The following is a 17,971-nucleotide window of genomic DNA, read 5'->3' as shown; positions in this document are numbered from 1 at the left end:
GTTTTTCACCTTTTGGCTTTAAGCCAAAAAAACTTCTCAAATATCCTGTATTCCTAGCTCAGTGACCGGGTCCCAAAACAAGGTTTTAAAATCCTCAATTTGATCTTCAAGAACTGTGATGCCTTCACTTTCTAGAAGCTGCTGCATCAAATTCGTTCCCGGAAAATGGTGTTTCCCCGTTAATACTCCGTTGCGATTTACAACGCGATGGGCGGGCACATCTTCAATAGTTGAAGCACCGTTCATCGCATAACCCACCATGCGCGCACTTTTTGCAGCACCAATGGCTTTTGCGATCGCACCATAACTTGTCACTCTGCCGTAGGGTATTTGACGAGCGACGGCGTAAACCCTTTCAAAAAAATTATCGGTATTTTTAGTCGGCATAATACATGCGTATAAGCGTTAACACTACAAGAACGAGCATTAACACCGCCATAAAATAATTAGAGTATTTTGTAAATGTTTTGGCCTTTTTATCAATTTTATCAAAGCCTAAAACATACAGGTACAGCGCAGTAAATGTTCCGCCAGCTGCAGCAAGCACAAAAACCACCGTCTCAAGTGGAGCATTTGCAATGCCTTCACTGCTTATCTTAAAAGTTCCTGATAGCGCACAAAAAAACGGAATAGGCAACACATTGATCAATGCCACTCCTAGACCTTTACCAAGGCTTTTTAAACCTTGATGATTGGGCACTTTTACCTTTTTTACTTTTTCTTTTTTTGCCTGAATAAAGAAGTAGATCGCAAGAATCCCAAAGATCACAATACCGGTTCTAAAAAGCATATTGCGCACAAACGGATGACTGAAGATGTATTGCGCCAATAAAACCGCAACCAAAGCCTGAAAAACAACTGTGATAGAAGCTCCCAGCGCCACTAGCAAACCGTTGTGCTTGCCCTGATGCAAACAGGTTTTAGCCACGCTCATGTTTACTAATCCTGGCGGAATCACACCTAGAAAAGCGGCAAAATATACTATGAGAAACAGTTTAGTTATCTCCACAAAGGCTATTTAATCTTAAACTTTATATATGTAATAGGCTTACCCTGCTCAAGATACTGTTTTTCATAAAATGTTTGTATACCTATCACTTCTTCTGGCGAGTACACGTTTTTATAAACATCATGATGCGCATAAATCACTTCGTGTCCTTGCCCGTGCAAAAGTCCCAATGTATAGCCATGCATAAACTCACTATCTGTCTTAAGATGCATCACACCATCATCTTTCAAGACTTTCTTGTACTTCGCAAGAAAATCCATATTTGTCATGCGGTGCTTGGTGCGTTTATACTTGATCTGTGGATCTGGGAAGGTGATCCAGATCTCGCTAACTTCATTTTCGGCGAAAGCCAGATCAATCAACTCGATCTGTGTGCGCATAAACCCAACGTTCTCAATATTCTCCTCGATACCGGTTTTTGCTCCTCGCCAGAAACGGGCTCCTTTGATGTCTATTCCTAAGAAGTTTTTGTTAGGGTTGGCTTGCGCCAAAGCTACTGAGTATTCACCCTTACCGCATCCTAACTCGAGCACAAGTGGATTATCGTTTTTAAAAAAATCCTGAGCCCAACGACCTTTAAATGAAAAAGTTCCATCTGTAAGTTCTTCTCTAGATGGTTGAACGACATTGCTAAAAGTCTCGTTTTCGCGAAAGCGTTTAAGTTTATTTTTACTTCCCAAGTGCTTGTGTTATTTTAATCTGAATTTCAGCGAATTAAGGTTTGTCGCTTCAAAATTTTTGCAAAAATGCGTAAAAAAATACGATTTACTTAACCTTGACATTACCGAAGCGTGTCAATTTTAAAGATTTAGTAAAATTAAGGAAACTTTTAGTACGTGTTGAAACAGCACCTTTGTATCATGCAAGAGAAGAAAACTATCCTAGTGGCGCCTCTTAACTGGGGTTTAGGTCATGCTACCCGTAGCATACCTATAATTCATGCCCTTATTCAGGATGGTTTTGATGTTTTAATAGGTAGCGACGGCGCCGCTCTCAATCTTTTAAGACGAGAATTTCCCACCGCAAATTTTATTGAATTGCCTTCTTACCAGATCGAGTATGCTAAGGATGGCAAAAAGTTTATGTGGAAAATGCTTTTGCGCAGTCCTAAGGTTGCAAAAGCTATTCGTGATGAACACAAACTTCTTAAAAAGCTAGTTGCCGAAAATGCTGTGCAAGGTGTGATCTCTGATAATCGCCTAGGTTTAAGCAATAAGAATATCCCAACGGTTTTTATCACGCATCAATTACAGGTTTTAAGCGGTAAGACAACAAAGCTTACCTCAGCGTTGCATTTGCGTTACATAAAAAGATTTGATGAATGCTGGGTGCCAGATTATAAAGGCAAACCCAACCTAAGCGGAAAATTAGGCCATCCCGATTCGTTCTCAATTCCTGTAAAATATCTTGGGCCGCTCTCTAGATTAACAAAAACAGATTGCGAGAAAAAATATGATGTTCTTGTTTTACTCAGCGGTCCTGAACCGCAGCGCAGCGACCTAGAAGAGATCTTGCTATATGAGTTGAAGAAATATGGCGGCAGTGTACTTTTTGTAAAAGGTGTTGTAGAAGATGAGCAAAAAGTTGAGCATATTAAACAAATGAAGGTCGTGAACTTCATGAAAAGTGACGAACTTGAAAATGCCATAAACAGCAGTGATATTGTGGTATGCCGCAGCGGCTATACCACAGTGATGGATCTCGCTAAGCTAAATAAAAAAGCATTCTTCATCCCTACTCCTGGACAAACTGAACAAGAATATCTTGCAAAAAGATTCAAGAAAAAGGGTTGGATACCATTTTCTAATCAGGAAAATTTTAAGCTAAAGGATCTTAGCAGCACAAAGGTTTACAAAGGATTTAAACCCTTAATTGACAAGGTCGGGTTCACTGAGGTCAGCTTCCGGGAGCTCTTCAGCCTTTTCGAGGGTAAACGAGAACTCAGAACCCACTCCAAAGTCGCTTTCTACATAAATCTTTTCGTCATGAGCTTCAATAATATGTTTGACGATAGAGAGACCAAGTCCTGATCCACCTTCACGACGGCTTCCGCTTTTATCAACTCTGTAGAAACGTTCAAAAAGACGCGGAATATGTTCTGAAGCAATACCTTCACCATTGTCAGTAACGCGCACAATAACTTTATTCTGGATAAGATCTTCTATGCTTACTTCTGTCGTACCGTCTGGCTTACCATATTTTAAAGAGTTTACGATAAGATTCGTTAACGCCTGCTGAATCCTTTCGCGGTCAGCGTTAACATAGATTGGCTTACTATAAACCCTATCAAAGGTAAGCGTGATGTTCTTTTTTGCAGCCTTCATCTCAAGCAACTCAAAAGCCGACTTTACCAGCGCCACGATATCAAAATATTCGTACTTAAGATTAAGATCTCCCACCTCAAGTTTTGAGATCATATCAAGATCACTCACAAGGTAAATAAGACGTTCTGTAGCCTTTTCAGCTCGTTGCAGGTATTTTTTCCTTATGGTTTTATCCTTATGCGCACCGTCTAGCAAAGTGAGAATATAGCCTTGAACTGTAAAAAGAGGAGTTTTTAACTCATGAGATACGTTACCCATAAATTCCTTACGGTATTCTTCTCTGATCTTTAATGACTCAATCTCTAGTTTTTTGCTTGCCGCAAAACGTTCTACCTCTTTAGTAAGCGTACTCATATCTGTAGTGATCTGCCCGCGCTTTAAAGTCGTGCTATCTAACAATGAAACATTATCGTAGATCTTCTTAACACGTTTGTAGATAAAACGCTCCACGCGATACTGAAGCACAAAAAAGCAGAATACGTAACTAAAAACAGCAAAACCCGCCGGCCGCCACCACTCAAAAATATCTGAGATCAATAAAAAAACGCTCAACATGAGCGTAAGAAACAAGGTGATGTATAAAGCAGAATATGCTGCAAAAGAATATGACTTCTTAAAACTGGCAGACATACTTATACTACAAATTTATAACCCACACCTTTGATGGTCTTAAAGCGCTTATCGCCTATTTTTTCGCGAAGCTTACGTATGTGCACGTCTATTGTTCTACCACCTACAACAACTTCATTACCCCAAACTTTATCTAAGATATCTTCTCTTTTAAAAACCTTTCCTGGTTTTGATGCGAGTAAAGAAAGTAGTTCAAACTCCTTGCGTGGTAAGATGATCTCCTTCTTGTCTTTAATGATCTTATACTCTTCGCGATTGATAACCAGATTACCGATCTTCACAGAAGTATCAGTCTCGCTCTCGTCTTTAAGACGTCTTAGCAATGCTTTTACTTTACTTACAAGAACCTTTGGCTTAATAGGTTTTGTGATATAATCATCTGCGCCAGCGTCAAAACCAGCTACCTGAGAGTAATCTTCGCCTCTAGCGGTAAGAAAAGCGATGATCGTATTTTCATTTTCAGGATTTTTCCTGATTTGCTCACAAGCTTCAATTCCATCCATTTCTGGCATCATCACATCTAGGATAATAAGATGTGGCTGGTGCTTCTTTGCCATTTTCACACCTTCTTTACCATTTTCCGCCGTAAGCACTTGGTAACCTTCATTAGAAAGGTTGTAACCTACGATCTCCAGGATATCCGGCTCATCATCTACAAGTAGAATTTTGATGTCCTTTTTCTTCATGTTTGCCATAATTTGATGTAAGCGTAAAAATAATATAAACTTGGGGACGAGGTTAAAGTTAGCAAAAGCATAACGTTTTTATAAAGTTAGAACATCATTATCAATTTTAAGCGCATGCCAAAGTAATTGCTCATCAACAAACGTTGTAATACCTTTGAAGCGCATGGATCCCCGCAAAATATTTGACATACAAACCGCAAATGACTTTAAAGAATGCATCCTCGAGGCATTCAATTATCAGTATGCTAATAATGCTGTTTACAAGCAGTTTTGTGAGCTTTTAAGGCTTTCGCCAAAAGTTGTCAAAGACATTAAAGACATCCCGTTCTTACCTATACAATTCTTTAAAGAGCAAACAATAATCACCGCCGGCCACACCGCCGAAACTATTTTTACAAGTAGTGGCACCACCGGTATGACCACCAGCAAACATCACGTCGCTGACCTGAGCCTTTATGAGAAAAGTTTTAAAGCCGCTTTTGATCTCTTTTATGGCAAACCTCAAGAATACTGCGTTCTGGCGTTATTGCCGGCTTATCTAGAGCGCACAGGTTCTTCGCTGATCTATATGGTAGATCATCTTATAAAAGATAGTAAACACCCAGACAGCGGATTTTATCTTAACGATCTTGCTGCGCTTGCGCAAAAATTAAAAACACTGGATCAACAAGGTCAAAAGGTGCTTTTAATTGGTGTTTCATTTGCATTGCTCGATCTTGTTGAGACCTATGATTTTGACCTTAACAACACAATAATCATGGAAACCGGCGGAATGAAAGGCCGTCGCAAAGAATTGATCCGTGAAGAATTGCATGAAATCTTGAGCAAGGGTTTTGGCGTAAGCCAAATTCATAGCGAATATGGCATGACAGAATTGTTGTCTCAAGGCTATTCTAATGGCAATGGGATTTTTACCACGCCGCCATGGATGAAGATCATGCTGCGCGACACAGAAGATGCGCTTTCTTATGTGGCAGAAGGCCGCACAGGAGGCATTAATGTGATCGATCTGGCAAACTGGTATTCTTGCCCGTTTATCGCTACTCAAGATCTGGGTAGAAATCTAGGCAATAACCACTTTGAAGTTTTGGGAAGGTTTGATACTGCGGACATTAGAGGTTGCAATCTTATGGTACTATAAGAAAATATTATAGCAAAAAATGTAAGAAATCTGTAAACTATCCGACTATTTAAGTGTTCTGCTAAGAACAATGTTCATAATTGGTTGGTTAGTTAAGTTGAATACCCAGCGCACTACACGATAGACGCTGGGTTTTTTATTTATATGGCTTTCGCCAAAACAAAAAAAGCACCTCTACCGAGATGCTTTTTCTAGTATTTTGGTGTGCTTACTACTCTGTAACGTGAATGATAAAATAGTTTTTCTTACCGCTTTGTAGCAAAATGTAAGAACCACTGATCAAATCTTCTGCGTTAAGCACATAATCATCTTTTACCTTCTCTTTATTCACAGAGATCGCGTTTTGCTTTAAAGCACGTCTTGCTTCTCCATTAGACTTAAGAAAACCTGATTTCTCAGCAAGAGCAGATACAATATCAAGCCCCGCTTCAATCTCTGAAAGTGCGATTCTTGCTTGTGGCACACCTTCAAAAATATCTAAGAAGGTCTTTTCATCCAGATTCTTAAGATCAGAACCTGTAGACTTACCAAATAATATCTGCGAAGCTGCAACGGCTTTCTCAAGATTTTCTGCACCGTGAACCATTGTTGTAACTTCTTCTGCAAGACGCTTTTGAAGTGCACGCTGATGTGGCGCTTCTCTATGTTCGGCGATAAGACTTTCAATTTCTTCTTTTCCTAAGAAGGTGAAGATCTTGATGTATTTTTCTGCATCCTCGTCACTTGTGTTTAACCAATATTGGTAAAATTTATATGGCGAAGTTCTTTCGGCGTCAAGCCAAATATTACCTCCTGCAGTTTTACCAAATTTAGTTCCATCTGCTTTTGTGATCAACGGACACGTCATCGCATACGCCTTTCCACCGCCTATTCTGCGAATAAGTTCTGTACCTGTGGTGATATTTCCCCACTGGTCGCTACCGCCCATTTGCAGTGTACAATCTGCTTCTCTATATAAATGTAAGAAGTCATATCCTTGTACGAGTTGGTATGTAAACTCGGTAAAACTCATCCCCTCAGCAGACTCTGAAGAAAGACGTTTTTTAACCGAATCTTTAGCCATCATGTAGTTCACAGTAATATGCTTACCCACGTCGCGTATAAACTCAAGGAATGAAAAATCTTTCATCCAGTCGTAGTTGTTAACCAACTTTGCCGCGTTAGGCGCATCGCTGTCAAAATCTAGAAATCTAGACAACTGCTCCTTTAACGCCTCTTGATTATGGTGCAGCGTAGCTTCATCTAGCAAATTACGCTCATTTGATTTACCAGAAGGATCACCTATCATCCCGGTAGCTCCGCCCACAAGCGCATACGGCTTATGCCCACATTCTTGAAAATGCTTTAACATCATCACCCCTACAAGGTGACCTATATGTAATGAATCTGCAGTTGGGTCAATTCCCACATATGCGGCACGCATCGCCTCCATAAGGTGTTCTTCTGTACCAGGCATAACGTCGTGAATCATCCCACGCCATTGCAGTTCTTCAATAAAATTCTTCATTTAGATCGCTATTATTTTCAGGGCAATGCCCTTTATGAAAATCAATCGCAAATATAAATATTCTCTTTTGCTAGCTAAGGAGATATCTCGAAAAGAAATTGGGTATCTTAGCCACATGATTTTAGTTACGGGAGGAACCGGTTTTGTGGGATCACATCTGTTGTGGGAGTTACTTTGGCTGCAGCCAAAAAAAATCAAAGCTATTTATAGAAGCGAGGCAAAGATCGAAGCTGTAAGATCACTTTTTAACTATAAAGCCTCACAATACAACACACAAGAATCTGCCGAAACTTTATTTTCTTACATCGAGTGGGTACCATGCGATGTGAATGATATCCCAAAACTTACCGAAGTTTTTACAGGCATTACAAAAGTGTGTCATTGCGCGGCGATCATAAGTTTTGATCCTGGCCGTTATGACGAATTGCACAAAGTAAATGTAGAAGGCACGGCAAACATGGTGAATCTTAGCCTAGCGAATGATGTGCAGAAATTCTGCATGATAAGCTCTATCGCGGCATTAGGCGAAACTGTGGATGGCTCGCTGATCACCGAAGAAACCGAATGGGATCCTAATAAAGACAACAGCGTCTATAGCATCTCAAAATTTGCATCAGAGATGGAAGTTTGGCGCGGAACTCAAGAAGGTCTTACCGCGGTGCTCGTAAATCCCGGAGTTATCATGGGCGAAGGTTTTTATAAAGATGGCACCGGCGCATTTTATAGAAAAATAGATGGCAGCCTCAAATACGCAACCCCTGGAAGCACCGGTTTTGTTGACGTTACTGATGTTGCAAAAGCGATGCATTTACTTATGAAAAGTGATCGCGTGAACGAGAATTTCATACTTGTAAGCGAGAATGAAAAGATCGAGAATGTGTTTAATACGATCGCTAAGGTTTTGGGTAAGACCCAAAAAATGAAACTCGTGAAGCCTTGGCAAATTAATATCGCCTGGAAGATCGATTGGTTTTTATCGCTTTTTGGCAAACGCCAAAAGCTTTTTAAATCAATGGCAAAATCTGCGGTTTCTGAAACGCGATATAATGGCAGTAAGATTAAAACCATTGAAGGTTTTGAATATACTCCGTTAGAAGAAACGCTAACCAGAACCGGCGAGCATTTTAAAAGATACTATAAGAATTCTAAAGAATAGAATCGTTGAGTTTGCGAGGACGCTCTGCCGGACGAATTCTAATTGAAGCGGTATCGTTTATTCCCTCAACCTTCTGACGGCGTTTTACAATATCTGCCCTGTCTATACTATCCTGAGTTTTGACCAGCTTATTTACTGAGTCAAGATTTGCTTTGATCCTATCACGCACAGCTTCCCACATACGCCCATATTGACTAAACTCTACTGAGTAATATGCAATATTCTGGGCGAGTTGTATGCTGTCTATCTCATACTTATCATAGACAAAATGATCTGGCTCTACACCAGAGGCCTTTAACTTACCGGTATTAGATGTGCGTATCCCATTGATAAGAGAAATATCATACATGATATCTATCATCTTATCTTCTGAGATAAGTTCATCAGGCTTGGGCGGCTTATCTATACTATTACAAGCCACCAAGACTATTACCAGAAAAAGTATGCTAAGGCGTTTTATCATCTATCAAAAGTTAAACGCTGACCAAAGCGCTCATCGTATACTTTGAAGTTTTTATACGCTAATCTACCGTTTACAAAAGTATGCGTCACTCTAGATCTAAAGGTGTTTCTATCAAATGGTGACCATTTACATTTATACAGAATATTATCTGTATTTACCGTCCATGGGTTATTAAGGTCTACTAATACTAGATCTGCATGATATCCTTCTCTAATGTATCCTCTCTTATTGATATTAAAAAGAATGGCTGGGTTGTGACACATTTTTTGCACAATAGTCTCGAGACTTATGCGACCACGGTGATGCATCTCTAGCATTGCGGGCAGTGCATGTTGCACAAGTGGTCCGCCGCTAGGCGCTTTTGTGTAAACGTTTTTCTTCTCCTCAAGCGTGTGTGGTGCATGATCTGTTGCGATCACATCAATATGATTATCTAGCAACGCCTTCCATAGACCTTCTTTATCCTTTTCTGTTTTAACAGCAGGATTCCATTTTATCAGCGTTCCTTTTTCCTCATAATCCATGTCTGTAAACCATAGGTGATGGATACAAACTTCTGAGGTGATCTTTTTATCTTTCAACGGCTTCTTGCTATCAAAAAGTCCGGTTTCTTTTGCTGTACTTAAGTGAAAAACATGAAGACGTGCACCAGTTTTTTTGGCAAGAGCCACAGCACGAGAAGAAGATAAATAGCAAGCCTCTTCGCTTCTAATAATAGGGTGCATGTTAATAGGAATATCATCCCCATAACGCTCTTTATAGATCTCAAGATTCTTGCGTATAGTAGCTTCATCCTCACAATGCGTTGATATCACAAGCTCTGTAGACTTGAATATATTCTCGATAACTTTCTCGTTATCTACAAGCATGTTCCCTGTAGAACTTCCCAAGAACAACTTAATACCCGCAGCTGCGTGCTTATCTAACCTTTTAATTTCTTCAAGGTTGTCATTTGTACCACCAAACATAAATGAATAGTTCGCATAGCTAGACTGCTTTGCTATCGCAAATTTATCTTCTAGCGCTTGTATTGTAGTGGTTTGCGGATTTGTATTTGGCATCTCGATAAACGTAGTGATACCACCAGCAACCGCCGCTCTACTCTCTGTCTCAATATTCGCCTTATGCGTCAATCCAGGTTCTCTAAAATGCACCTGATCATCTATCACTCCTGGTAAAAGATGATTACCTTCTGCATCAAATATATGCACGTCAGGACCTTTAGCACTTATGCTGCTATCGATCTGAGCGATGATACCATTCTCTATGTAAACATCACCGTGAGTGATCTTACCTTCATTTACAATTTTCGCGTCCTTGATAAGGATCTTTTCCATAGCTAAGCAAGATAGTTTTTGAACAAACTTCTGAATTTCATCACAATAACACCAAAGACAGCTTCAGAGATAATCCCTTTGCTCATCTTACTAGTTCCTTTTGTTCTGTCAACAAAAATAACTGGAACTTCTTTTATGGCAAAGCCAAAAAGATGTGCTTTAAACTTCATTTCTATCTGAAACGCGTATCCTATAAATTTAATTTTATCAAGATTTATAGTTTTTAGCACGTTTCTGTGATAGCACACAAAACCTGCTGTGGTATCGCTAATATCCATACCTGTGATCCAGCGTACATACTTTGACGCACAGTATGACAAAAGCACTCGACCCATAGGCCAGTTTACCACATTTACTCCAGTTTTGTACCGGGAGCCTATTGCGAGCTCCGCACCACCTTTAGCGCAAGCGTTATACAATCTTGTAAGATCATTAGGCGAATGCGAAAAATCTGCATCCATCTCAAAGATATATGTATAATCATGCTGCAACGCCCATTTAAATCCTGCGATATACGCAGTTCCTAAACCAGCTTTCTTTTTGCGTTCTAGCAAATGCAGACTGCCGCTAAGCTCCTTCTGGAGTTCTTTAATAATGGCTGCGGTACCGTCTGGCGAATTATCATCAACCACAAGAACTTCAAATTTGCGCTGTTGCGCGAAAATGTTCCTTAGAAGTTTTTCAATATTTTCGGCCTCATTATAAGTAGGCACAATTACCAGCGACCTCGCCATTAATAAGAGCAATTTTGGCAGCAAATGTACCTAATTTGAGCATTATTGAAGAACACTTCAAAGCGATAAGTAAATCTTTATAGTAATTTTGGCACTTAGATAAGCAAAAATGCAGGCAATAGAACGAATGACATACAGCAATGATTGGCTTACGATAGTGATCGTGAGCTGTTTTATATTGCTAGCCGTGGCAAAATCTTTAAACGAAGCAAAGTTTAGAGAGTTCTTAGTGCTTGCTTTTAATGACTCACAAGTATTAAAACCAAAAAAAGATAAAAGAAACAATCAATCGATGAGTATGGTTCTATTTGCCATACAGCTACTCTCGGTTTCTGTTTTCTTGTTCATGGCTTGTCAAACTTGGGGTGTTTACGACACGCTAGAGCCTTTTATCCTTTTTGTTCGCATTTTTATTTTCTTAGGGCTGTTTGTAGGCGTTAAATACTTTGTAGAAAAAGTAGTGGGCGTGCTCTTTGTAATTGAAGAAAGCATCGAGCAATACCACCAGAAAAAATTAGCTTATCGCAATTACTTCGGGTTTCTCTTATTGCCCATTAATTGCCTTTTCATCTACACTTTTGAACCTACAAAATGGGTGTTCTGGATCACCGGCGGAGTGATTTTAATACTTAATGTGGTGAGTTTGATCATTATTTTCAGGCGCAATGAAAATATCATATACAACAATCCATTCTATTTTATTTTGTACCTTTGCGCTCTCGAAATAGCACCGTATCTTATTTTATTCAAGATAATTGTGCTTAAAACGGGAACTTAAAAATTTACAATTTCTATGAAAGTGAAAACTATTTTGGTTTCACAACCAGAACCTAAAGTAGAAAACTCTCCTTATTTTGAACTTCAAGAAAAGAAAAAAGTAAAAATTGACTTTATTCCCTTCATTCATGTAGAAGGTGTACCTGCAAAAGAGGTTAGGGCGCAAAAAATTGACTTAAAAACGTACACGGCTATCATTTTAACTAGCCGTAACGCAGTAGATAATTTCTTCCGCATCGCAGAAGAAATGCGCTACAAAGTGCCAGATACGCTTAAGTATTTTTGCCAAAGTGAAGCTGTTGCTTACTACCTGCAAAAATATGTAGTGTACCGCAAGCGCAAGATCTATGTAGGTAAGCGCACTTTTACAGAATTGGGACCTACGCTTAAGAAGTATAAAAATGAGAAGTTTCTTCTACCATCGTCTGATGTGTTGAAACCTGAGATCCCAACCGTTCTAGATGAGCTTAAGCTTAACTGGAAACGCGCCATTTGCTACCGCACAGTAGTAAGCGATCTATCACATCTTAAGGATGTGTATTATGATATACTTGTATTCTTTAGCCCTAGCGGAATCAAATCTTTATTTGAGAATTTCCCAGACTTTAAACAAAACGATACTCGCATCGCTGTTTTTGGAAACAGCACCGTAAGAGCAGCTACTGAAGCAGGATTAAACATCGATATACAAGCACCTACGCCTGAGACGCCATCTATGACAATGGCTATTGAGAAGTATATTGACGAAGTAAATAAGAAATAAGTTCCTGGCTTGCGCCAAAAAAATAAAAACGCCTCCACTTAGGAGGCGTTTTTTATGCAGTTAACTTTTTGGCTACAGCCAAAACATTATTTCTTTAAAAGCTTCACAAGCACAAAAGCCCAACAGCCTATAAGCAACGCACCACCCAAAGGTGTAACAAGCGCAATCCCACTAAAATCAACGCCCGAAGCTGCGCTGGTACTCAACAAATAAATACTGCCTGAAAAGAAAAGCACGCCAAGCAACAACAGCCAGAAAACTACTTTCAAAGCCTTTTCATTCAATTTTAAAATGCCCGCTGCTACAAATGCAAAAAAAGCATGATACATCTGGTAGCGCACTCCGGTTTCAAAAGAAGCAATCGACTCTGGTGTAAGGACTTGCTTTAATCCATGAGCACCAAAGGCTCCTAAAATCACTGCTGTTAACCCAAAAATTGCTCCCAGTACATATAGTTTTCTTGTCATGATCGTTTAAATTTTCTATGCTAAATTCTCTATATTTAAGCATAAGGTTATCAAAAATACAACAGCGATCACAATGCGAGAAATCTTAATTATTGGCACTGGCAAATCCACACCCGCACTCATTAAACACCTTGCAAAAAATGCAGATAAAGAACAGCTAAGCATCACTCTGGCAGATAAGGATCTGGCTTTCGCCAAAAGACTTGCTACCGCAAATAGCAACATTAAAGTGATCTCGCTTGATATTTTTGATGATACCGCCAGAAAAGCAGCTATCGCTAAAACTGATATTGTGGTAAGCATGCTACCAGCAAGATTTCATATTCATATTGCAAAAACCTGCTTAGAACTCAACAAAAATCTCGTCACCGCATCTTATGTGAGCAAAGAGATGCAAACGCTAGATGAAGAAGTAAAAAGCAAAGGCCTGATCTTTATGAATGAATGCGGTCTTGATCCCGGCTTAGATCACATGAGCGCAATGCAGATCATAGATCGCATAAGAGAAGATAACGGTAAGATCATACTTTTTGAATCCTTTTGCGGCGGACTCGTAGCTCCTGAAAGCGACAATAATCTTTGGAATTATAAATTCACTTGGAATCCACGCAATGTTGTGCTCGCAGGTCAAGGTGGCGCTGCAGAATTCATACAAGAAGGCACTTATAAATACATCCCGTATCATCGTTTGTTTAGAAGAACAGAATTTCTAGATGTGGAAGAATACGGCCGCTTTGAGGCGTATGCAAACAGAAATTCGCTGCATTACCGCAGCATTTATGGTCTTGAAGATGTGCTCACACTTTATCGCGGCACAATAAGACGAGTAGGTTTTAGTAAAGCGTGGAATGTCTTTGTACAACTGGGCATGACAGACGATAGTTACACGCTTCAAGATACAGAGACCATGACCTATCGTGAATTTACAAATCACTTTTTGCCCTACTCACCTACTGATTCTGTTGAACTTAAATTGAGGCATTATTTGAGAATTGATCAAGACGATCTGCTTTGGGACAAACTGCTAGAGCTAGATATTTTCAGCAGTGAGAAGAAGATCGCTTTGGCGAAAGCCACACCCGCACAATGCTTACAAAAAATCCTTGAAGATCAATGGACGCTGCAAACCGAGGATAAAGACATGATCGTGATGTATCATAAATTTGGATACATACAGAATGGCGAGAAAAAACAAATTGACAGCACCATGGTTTGCGTGGGCGAAAATCAAATTGACACCGCCATGGCAAAAACCGTGGGCTTGCCGCTAGCACTGGCTACACTTGCTATTCTCAATAAAAAGATCACGAAACCCGGCGTGCAGATCCCTATCGCAAAAGAAGTTTATGAACCCATTCTCACAGCTATGGAAAATGAGGGAATTCACTTTAAACATTATGATGTGCCGTATATGGGCTACAATCCTAATAATGTGGCTGGTTAATTATTATTTGTAAGCAGGAAGACGTAATTTTGGTTAAAACCTAAAACCTATGAAGGTCGTTAACCAAAAAATTGAAATTGACGGTATTGATAAAATAATCTTACGTCAACTCATGGATGATGCGCGTAAACCTATTCTTGAGATCGCACGTAAAGTAGGCATCTCTGGCGCCGCCATCCACCAGCGGTTACGCAAGCTTGAAAAAAGCGGACTTATCGCCGGTTCTAAAGTGATCATCGACCCTAAGGTTTTAGGCTACACCACCATGGCTTTTATAGGTATTTATCTAGATCGCGCCATGAGCAATCCGCAGGCGGTGAAGCAACTCAAAGACATTCCTGAGGTGATCGAGTGTCATTATACCACAGGGAACTGGTCTATTTTTATCAAGATCCTATGTCAGAACAACGAGCATCTTATGCACCTGCTCAACAAGAAGATCCAGGCGATAGAAGGTGTCTCTAGAACAGAGACCTTTATCTCGCTTAATCAGCAAATAGAACGCCAGATCAAAGTGTAAATCACGCCATGCGCAAAGCCACGCTGCTGCTTCTACTCATTCTGGTTTCATTTTTTGGCTATAGCCAAAACGATCCTGACGCCATAAATTATTCTCAGCAACTTGAACTGCGTCATGACAACGACTTTTTTCTTTTTCTAGATCAATACTACACTTCTGGACTGTTTCTTACCTACCGCAAGTCGCTTAAAAAAGGCATCTTCTCAAACAGCGCCGAACAAATAAGCATTTCCGCCGGCCAAGAGATTTACACGCCGAAACAAAAAGCCACCATACAAACCACCACGTTTGATAGACCTTACGCGGGATTTCTGGGTTTACATTCAGGATGGTCTATGATAAAGAATGGTCAATTCTATGAAGCAAAACTTTTATTGGGCTACACCGGTAAAGAAACTGGCGGCGGCGGTTTTCAGCGGTGGTATCATAAAATAACGGGATTTGACTCGCCGCTTTGGGTTAAAGAACTCAACGCTACTTTTCATACAAATATGTATCTGACTTACGCCAAAGAATATCAAATGCAGTCGGTTCCCTTTGGCGCAAGCCTGGCAATACAACCTAAACTCGCTGCCGGTTCTCGTGATATTTATGCCGAAAATGCGATTGCACTTTTTCTGGGCAAAAGAAATACAATGCAAAACAGTAGCAGATATAACCGCTGGGGCGGGAAGGATGACGAACTATTTGTCACCATAAGCCTTACTTACCGCTATGTCTTTTACAACGGACTCATAGAGGGCAATCTCTTTGGGGATGATTCGCGCGTGTTGAGAGCACCTGAAAAAAACCTATTTAAAGCCGGCATTGACCTCAACCATCAGCATAAACGCAACAGCTATCATGTGGGTGTACATTTTAATACTAAAGAAACTCCGAAAGCAAAAGCACATGCCTATGTGCAAGTAGCCTATGCGTATGCTTTTAAATAAAAAAGCCAGACGAATCGCCTGGCTTATATACTTTATTAAATGTCCCGTCCTGAAATAAGTTGACACAAATTCGACTTATTTATGAAAGACTCAGAAGGAGCTGAGCAGAAACGGACTCAGCGTGATTACAATTTAGGCTTTAAATTAGCGGTTGTATCTCAGGTAGAAAAGGGCGAAATGACTTATAAGCAAGCCCAAAAAGCGTACGGTATTCAAGGAAGGAGTACTGTTTTGGTTTGGTTGCGCAAACACGGTACCTTAGACTGGAGTAAACCAAAGACAAGACTTAGCTGTAATACAATGAAAGAAACACCTGCTCAAAAGATCAAGAGGCTTGAAAAAGAGCTGTCAGATGAGAAGCTTAAGAATAAGATTCTCAACACGATGATCGATATCTCAGATCAGCAATACGGAACTTCTATTCGAAAAAAGTATTTGCCCAATCAATCCAACGAATCCGGCAAGAACACCGACTAAGCCTGTCACGTTGTTGCAGATTGTTTGGGATAAGCAGACAGGCTGTCTATCAAGCAGAAATGCGAGAAAGGACAAGAGCTGATGAACTTGCCTTGATCAAACCGCTGATTTTAAGGGTGCGCCAGCAAATGCCAAGACTAGGTACTCGTAAACTGTATTATTTACTCAACGTTGAGTTTGAAAAGATGAGAGTTAAAATAGGCAGGGACGCCTTATTTGATTATCTCAGGTCAGAATCAATGCTTATAAAACCAAGAAAGAATTACACAAGGACAACAGACTCTAGGCATTGGCTAAAAAAACACCCTAACCTAATGAAAGATGTTACACCCGTAAGACCAGAGCAATACTTTGTAAGCGATATTACTTACATCAAGAGTAGAGAAAGGACACATTATCTTTCCTTGGTGACAGACGCTTTTAGCAGAAAAATAATGGGCTATCATCTAAGTGATGACATGAGTGCAGAAAATGTAGTTAAAGCAATGAAAATGGCTAATAAGAGTAGAACCACATCAAGCGAGGTAATACATCATTCTGACAGAGGCTTGCAGTATTGTTCTTCGTTGTATCAAACTCAATTGAAGCGATCAAATGCGATACCTTCAATGACAGATGGATATGACTGTTATCAAAATGCATTAGCAGAACGAATTAACGGGATATTGAAGGGAGAGTTCTTGATAAACAAATGCAATACAAGCAAAGAACTTAGCCTGCTAGTTCAGCAGTCTATTAAAACTTATAATAATCAAAGACCACATCTAAGCCTTAACTACAAAACACCTAATTTTATACACAACAAAAAATCCCTTGAAGCTAGCTTCAAGGGATTGATTTAAATTATTAAAAACTGTCAACCTATTTTAGGACGACTCAAAATAATCCCCTACCTCCTACTTCCTAAGATCTGCAATGCAAAATACAGCAAGGTAGCCAGTGAACCTAAGGCTGCTACAACATACGTTCTTGCCGCCCATTTTAATGCATCTTTCGCCCCATCATGCTCTTGCGGAGTTAACATTCTGCTACTCTCCAGCCATGCTAAAGCGCGATTACTCGCATCATATTCCACCGGAAGGGTAATAAAAGAAAACAACGTACCCATTGCAAAAAGACCAAGACCGATTACTGAGACAACCATCCCAAAACCCGTCATTGCCATCAGGATGATACCACCCATGATCACAAACATAGACATACGCGATGCCACGCTTACCATGGGAACCAACTTAGATCGCATAGTCAACCACGAGTATGCTTTAGCATGTTGCACCGCGTGCCCACACTCGTGAGCTGCAACAGCCGCCGCAGCCGCATTACGCTGGTGATACACCGCCTCACTAAGGTTTACGGTTTTATCTTTTGGGTTATAGTGATCTGTAAGTTGGCCAGAGACTGATATCACTCTTACATCTCTAATTCCGTTATCATGTAGCATCTTCTCTGCGATCTCAGCACCACTCATTCCGTTTTGCAGATGCATTTTTGAGTAATGCTTAAACTTGCTCTTAAGCTTATTACTCACAGCCCAACTGATCAAAGCAATTACGCCCACCAGGATATAATATCCAAAGTATCCTCCTCCTAACATCATAATTATG

19 protein-coding genes and 1 pseudogene are annotated in these 17,971 nt (G+C 40.0%); 9 read left to right on the top strand and 11 right to left on the bottom strand.

All coding sequences use genetic code 11. From position 1 onward, the window contains the following. Positions 1–36 precede the first annotated feature (36 nt). From ACZ5L8_RS15445 to trmB, 3 genes are read right to left on the bottom strand one after another with little or no spacing between them, the layout of a single operon-like run. A complete protein-coding gene (locus ACZ5L8_RS15445; RefSeq protein ID WP_464438552.1) occupies positions 37–387 on the bottom strand; it encodes an MGMT family protein in 351 nt (116 codons plus the stop codon). Next, positions 377–1,009: a LysE family translocator gene (locus ACZ5L8_RS15440; RefSeq protein ID WP_464438551.1), complete on the bottom strand. Its 633-nt coding sequence runs from the start codon at positions 1,007–1,009 to the stop codon at positions 377–379. The genes ACZ5L8_RS15445 and ACZ5L8_RS15440 overlap by 11 nt, the downstream gene beginning before the upstream one ends. A gap of 5 nt (positions 1,010–1,014) precedes the next feature. Further along, the gene (trmB, locus tag ACZ5L8_RS15435) at positions 1,015–1,689 is read right to left on the bottom strand and encodes a tRNA (guanosine(46)-N7)-methyltransferase TrmB (protein ID WP_462599759.1); all 675 of its coding nucleotides are present in this window, start codon (positions 1,687–1,689) and stop codon (positions 1,015–1,017) included. A gap of 180 nt (positions 1,690–1,869) precedes the next feature. On the opposite strand from trmB, the pseudogene ACZ5L8_RS15430 reads away from it, so the two are divergent. Then, positions 1,870–2,784: pseudogene (locus ACZ5L8_RS15430) on the top strand (glycosyltransferase); the annotation flags it as partial. A gap of 93 nt (positions 2,785–2,877) precedes the next feature. Here the strand turns inward: ACZ5L8_RS15430 and ACZ5L8_RS15425 are convergent. Together ACZ5L8_RS15425 and ACZ5L8_RS15420 are read right to left on the bottom strand one after the other, a co-directional pair. Continuing rightward, positions 2,878–3,963, bottom strand: a complete 1,086-nt coding sequence (locus ACZ5L8_RS15425) for a sensor histidine kinase (RefSeq protein ID WP_464438550.1) — start codon at positions 3,961–3,963, stop codon at positions 2,878–2,880. Positions 3,964–3,965: 2 nt separating this feature from the next. Beyond that, the gene (locus tag ACZ5L8_RS15420) at positions 3,966–4,649 is read right to left on the bottom strand and encodes a response regulator transcription factor (protein ID WP_464438549.1); all 684 of its coding nucleotides are present in this window, start codon (positions 4,647–4,649) and stop codon (positions 3,966–3,968) included. Positions 4,650–4,812: 163 nt separating this feature from the next. Here ACZ5L8_RS15420 and ACZ5L8_RS15415 point away from each other — a divergent pair, with 163 nt between their 5' ends. After that, entirely contained in the window at positions 4,813–5,790 is a 978-nt protein-coding gene (locus ACZ5L8_RS15415) for a LuxE/PaaK family acyltransferase (RefSeq protein WP_464438548.1), read from the top strand. Positions 5,791–6,001: 211 nt separating this feature from the next. Here ACZ5L8_RS15415 and tyrS read toward each other — a convergent pair whose 3' ends face one another. Continuing rightward, positions 6,002–7,297 (bottom strand): tyrosine--tRNA ligase, encoded by a 1,296-nt coding sequence (tyrS, locus tag ACZ5L8_RS15410; RefSeq protein ID WP_462599763.1) that lies wholly within the window; start codon positions 7,295–7,297, stop codon positions 6,002–6,004. A gap of 34 nt (positions 7,298–7,331) precedes the next feature. Here tyrS and ACZ5L8_RS15405 point away from each other — a divergent pair, with 34 nt between their 5' ends. Next, positions 7,332–8,453 carry an NAD-dependent epimerase/dehydratase family protein gene (locus tag ACZ5L8_RS15405; RefSeq protein WP_464438547.1) on the top strand — a complete coding sequence of 374 codons (1,122 nt, stop codon included), beginning with the start codon at positions 7,332–7,334 and terminating at the stop codon, positions 8,451–8,453. Here the strand turns inward: ACZ5L8_RS15405 and ACZ5L8_RS15400 are convergent. Genes ACZ5L8_RS15400 through ACZ5L8_RS15390 form a run of 3 tightly spaced genes read right to left on the bottom strand, consistent with a single transcriptional unit; the run spans position 8,443 to position 10,987 of the window. Then, positions 8,443–8,916, bottom strand: a complete 474-nt coding sequence (locus tag ACZ5L8_RS15400) for a DUF4296 domain-containing protein (RefSeq protein ID WP_464438546.1) — start codon at positions 8,914–8,916, stop codon at positions 8,443–8,445. The genes ACZ5L8_RS15405 and ACZ5L8_RS15400 overlap by 11 nt on opposite strands. Next, complete coding sequence (locus ACZ5L8_RS15395) at positions 8,913–10,253, bottom strand: dihydroorotase (protein ID WP_464438545.1); 1,341 nt, start codon at positions 10,251–10,253, stop codon at positions 8,913–8,915. Before ACZ5L8_RS15395 ends, ACZ5L8_RS15400 begins: the two co-directional genes overlap by 4 nt. A 2-nt stretch (positions 10,254–10,255) precedes the next feature. After that, positions 10,256–10,987, bottom strand: coding sequence for a polyprenol monophosphomannose synthase (locus ACZ5L8_RS15390; protein ID WP_464438544.1), 732 nt, complete (start codon positions 10,985–10,987; stop codon positions 10,256–10,258). A 109-nt stretch (positions 10,988–11,096) separates the two neighbouring features. Here ACZ5L8_RS15390 and ACZ5L8_RS15385 point away from each other — a divergent pair, with 109 nt between their 5' ends. Then, positions 11,097–11,765 carry a DUF4271 domain-containing protein gene (locus ACZ5L8_RS15385; RefSeq protein ID WP_464438543.1) on the top strand — a complete coding sequence of 223 codons (669 nt, stop codon included), beginning with the start codon at positions 11,097–11,099 and terminating at the stop codon, positions 11,763–11,765. Positions 11,766–11,780: 15 nt separating this feature from the next. Further along, positions 11,781–12,527: a uroporphyrinogen-III synthase gene (locus ACZ5L8_RS15380; RefSeq protein ID WP_462599769.1), complete on the top strand. Its 747-nt coding sequence runs from the start codon at positions 11,781–11,783 to the stop codon at positions 12,525–12,527. Positions 12,528–12,613: 86 nt separating this feature from the next. Here ACZ5L8_RS15380 and ACZ5L8_RS15375 read toward each other — a convergent pair whose 3' ends face one another. After that, entirely contained in the window at positions 12,614–12,994 is a 381-nt protein-coding gene (locus tag ACZ5L8_RS15375) for a DUF423 domain-containing protein (protein ID WP_464438542.1), read from the bottom strand. A 73-nt stretch (positions 12,995–13,067) separates the two neighbouring features. Here ACZ5L8_RS15375 and ACZ5L8_RS15370 point away from each other — a divergent pair, with 73 nt between their 5' ends. The 4 genes from ACZ5L8_RS15370 (at position 13,068) to ACZ5L8_RS15355 (ending at position 17,209) form a co-directional block, all read left to right on the top strand. Further along, positions 13,068–14,438: a saccharopine dehydrogenase family protein gene (locus ACZ5L8_RS15370; protein WP_464438541.1), complete on the top strand. Its 1,371-nt coding sequence runs from the start codon at positions 13,068–13,070 to the stop codon at positions 14,436–14,438. Between the two features lie 49 nt (positions 14,439–14,487). Continuing rightward, complete coding sequence (locus ACZ5L8_RS15365) at positions 14,488–14,958, top strand: Lrp/AsnC ligand binding domain-containing protein (protein ID WP_462599772.1); 471 nt, start codon at positions 14,488–14,490, stop codon at positions 14,956–14,958. Positions 14,959–14,966: 8 nt separating this feature from the next. Then, positions 14,967–15,890: a lipid A-modifier LpxR family protein gene (locus ACZ5L8_RS15360; RefSeq protein WP_464438540.1), complete on the top strand. Its 924-nt coding sequence runs from the start codon at positions 14,967–14,969 to the stop codon at positions 15,888–15,890. 81 nt (positions 15,891–15,971) lie between these two features. Further along, positions 15,972–17,209, top strand: a protein-coding gene (locus ACZ5L8_RS15355; protein ID WP_464438539.1) for an IS3 family transposase whose coding sequence is annotated in 2 segments (ribosomal slippage) — positions 15,972–16,314 and positions 16,314–17,209 — 1,239 coding nt in all. Because the reading frame shifts where the segments join, the coding sequence is not laid out codon by codon here. Positions 17,210–17,256: 47 nt separating this feature from the next. Here ACZ5L8_RS15355 and ACZ5L8_RS15350 read toward each other — a convergent pair. Continuing rightward, positions 17,257–17,961 (bottom strand): zinc metallopeptidase, encoded by a 705-nt coding sequence (locus ACZ5L8_RS15350; RefSeq protein ID WP_464440972.1) that lies wholly within the window; start codon positions 17,959–17,961, stop codon positions 17,257–17,259. Between the last annotated feature and the right edge of the window lie 10 nt (positions 17,962–17,971).

This window comes from Leeuwenhoekiella obamensis, from assembly GCF_055391795.1.
The sequence above is the reverse complement of the archived record's forward strand: the minus strand, read 5'-3'. Positions and strand labels throughout refer to the sequence as shown.

Coding starts and splice junctions, on each gene's coding strand:
- ACZ5L8_RS15445 (WP_464438552.1), bottom strand. CDS start 387: ATGCCGACTAAAAATACCGATAATTTTTTTGAAAGGGTTTACGCCGTC.
- ACZ5L8_RS15425 (WP_464438550.1), bottom strand. CDS start 3,963: ATGTCTGCCAGTTTTAAGAAGTCATATTCTTTTGCAGCATATTCTGCT.
- ACZ5L8_RS15420 (WP_464438549.1), bottom strand. CDS start 4,649: ATGAAGAAAAAGGACATCAAAATTCTACTTGTAGATGATGAGCCGGAT.
- ACZ5L8_RS15415 (WP_464438548.1), top strand. CDS start 4,813: ATGGATCCCCGCAAAATATTTGACATACAAACCGCAAATGACTTTAAA.
- tyrS (WP_462599763.1), bottom strand. CDS start 7,297: ATGAAGAATTTTATTGAAGAACTGCAATGGCGTGGGATGATTCACGAC.
- ACZ5L8_RS15405 (WP_464438547.1), top strand. CDS start 7,332: ATGAAAATCAATCGCAAATATAAATATTCTCTTTTGCTAGCTAAGGAG.
- ACZ5L8_RS15400 (WP_464438546.1), bottom strand. CDS start 8,916: ATGATAAAACGCCTTAGCATACTTTTTCTGGTAATAGTCTTGGTGGCT.
- ACZ5L8_RS15395 (WP_464438545.1), bottom strand. CDS start 10,253: ATGGAAAAGATCCTTATCAAGGACGCGAAAATTGTAAATGAAGGTAAG.
- ACZ5L8_RS15390 (WP_464438544.1), bottom strand. CDS start 10,987: ATGGCGAGGTCGCTGGTAATTGTGCCTACTTATAATGAGGCCGAAAAT.
- ACZ5L8_RS15385 (WP_464438543.1), top strand. CDS start 11,097: ATGCAGGCAATAGAACGAATGACATACAGCAATGATTGGCTTACGATA.
- ACZ5L8_RS15380 (WP_462599769.1), top strand. CDS start 11,781: ATGAAAGTGAAAACTATTTTGGTTTCACAACCAGAACCTAAAGTAGAA.
- ACZ5L8_RS15375 (WP_464438542.1), bottom strand. CDS start 12,994: ATGACAAGAAAACTATATGTACTGGGAGCAATTTTTGGGTTAACAGCA.
- ACZ5L8_RS15370 (WP_464438541.1), top strand. CDS start 13,068: ATGCGAGAAATCTTAATTATTGGCACTGGCAAATCCACACCCGCACTC.
- ACZ5L8_RS15365 (WP_462599772.1), top strand. CDS start 14,488: ATGAAGGTCGTTAACCAAAAAATTGAAATTGACGGTATTGATAAAATA.
- ACZ5L8_RS15360 (WP_464438540.1), top strand. CDS start 14,967: ATGCGCAAAGCCACGCTGCTGCTTCTACTCATTCTGGTTTCATTTTTT.
- ACZ5L8_RS15350 (WP_464440972.1), bottom strand. CDS start 17,961: ATGTTAGGAGGAGGATACTTTGGATATTATATCCTGGTGGGCGTAATT.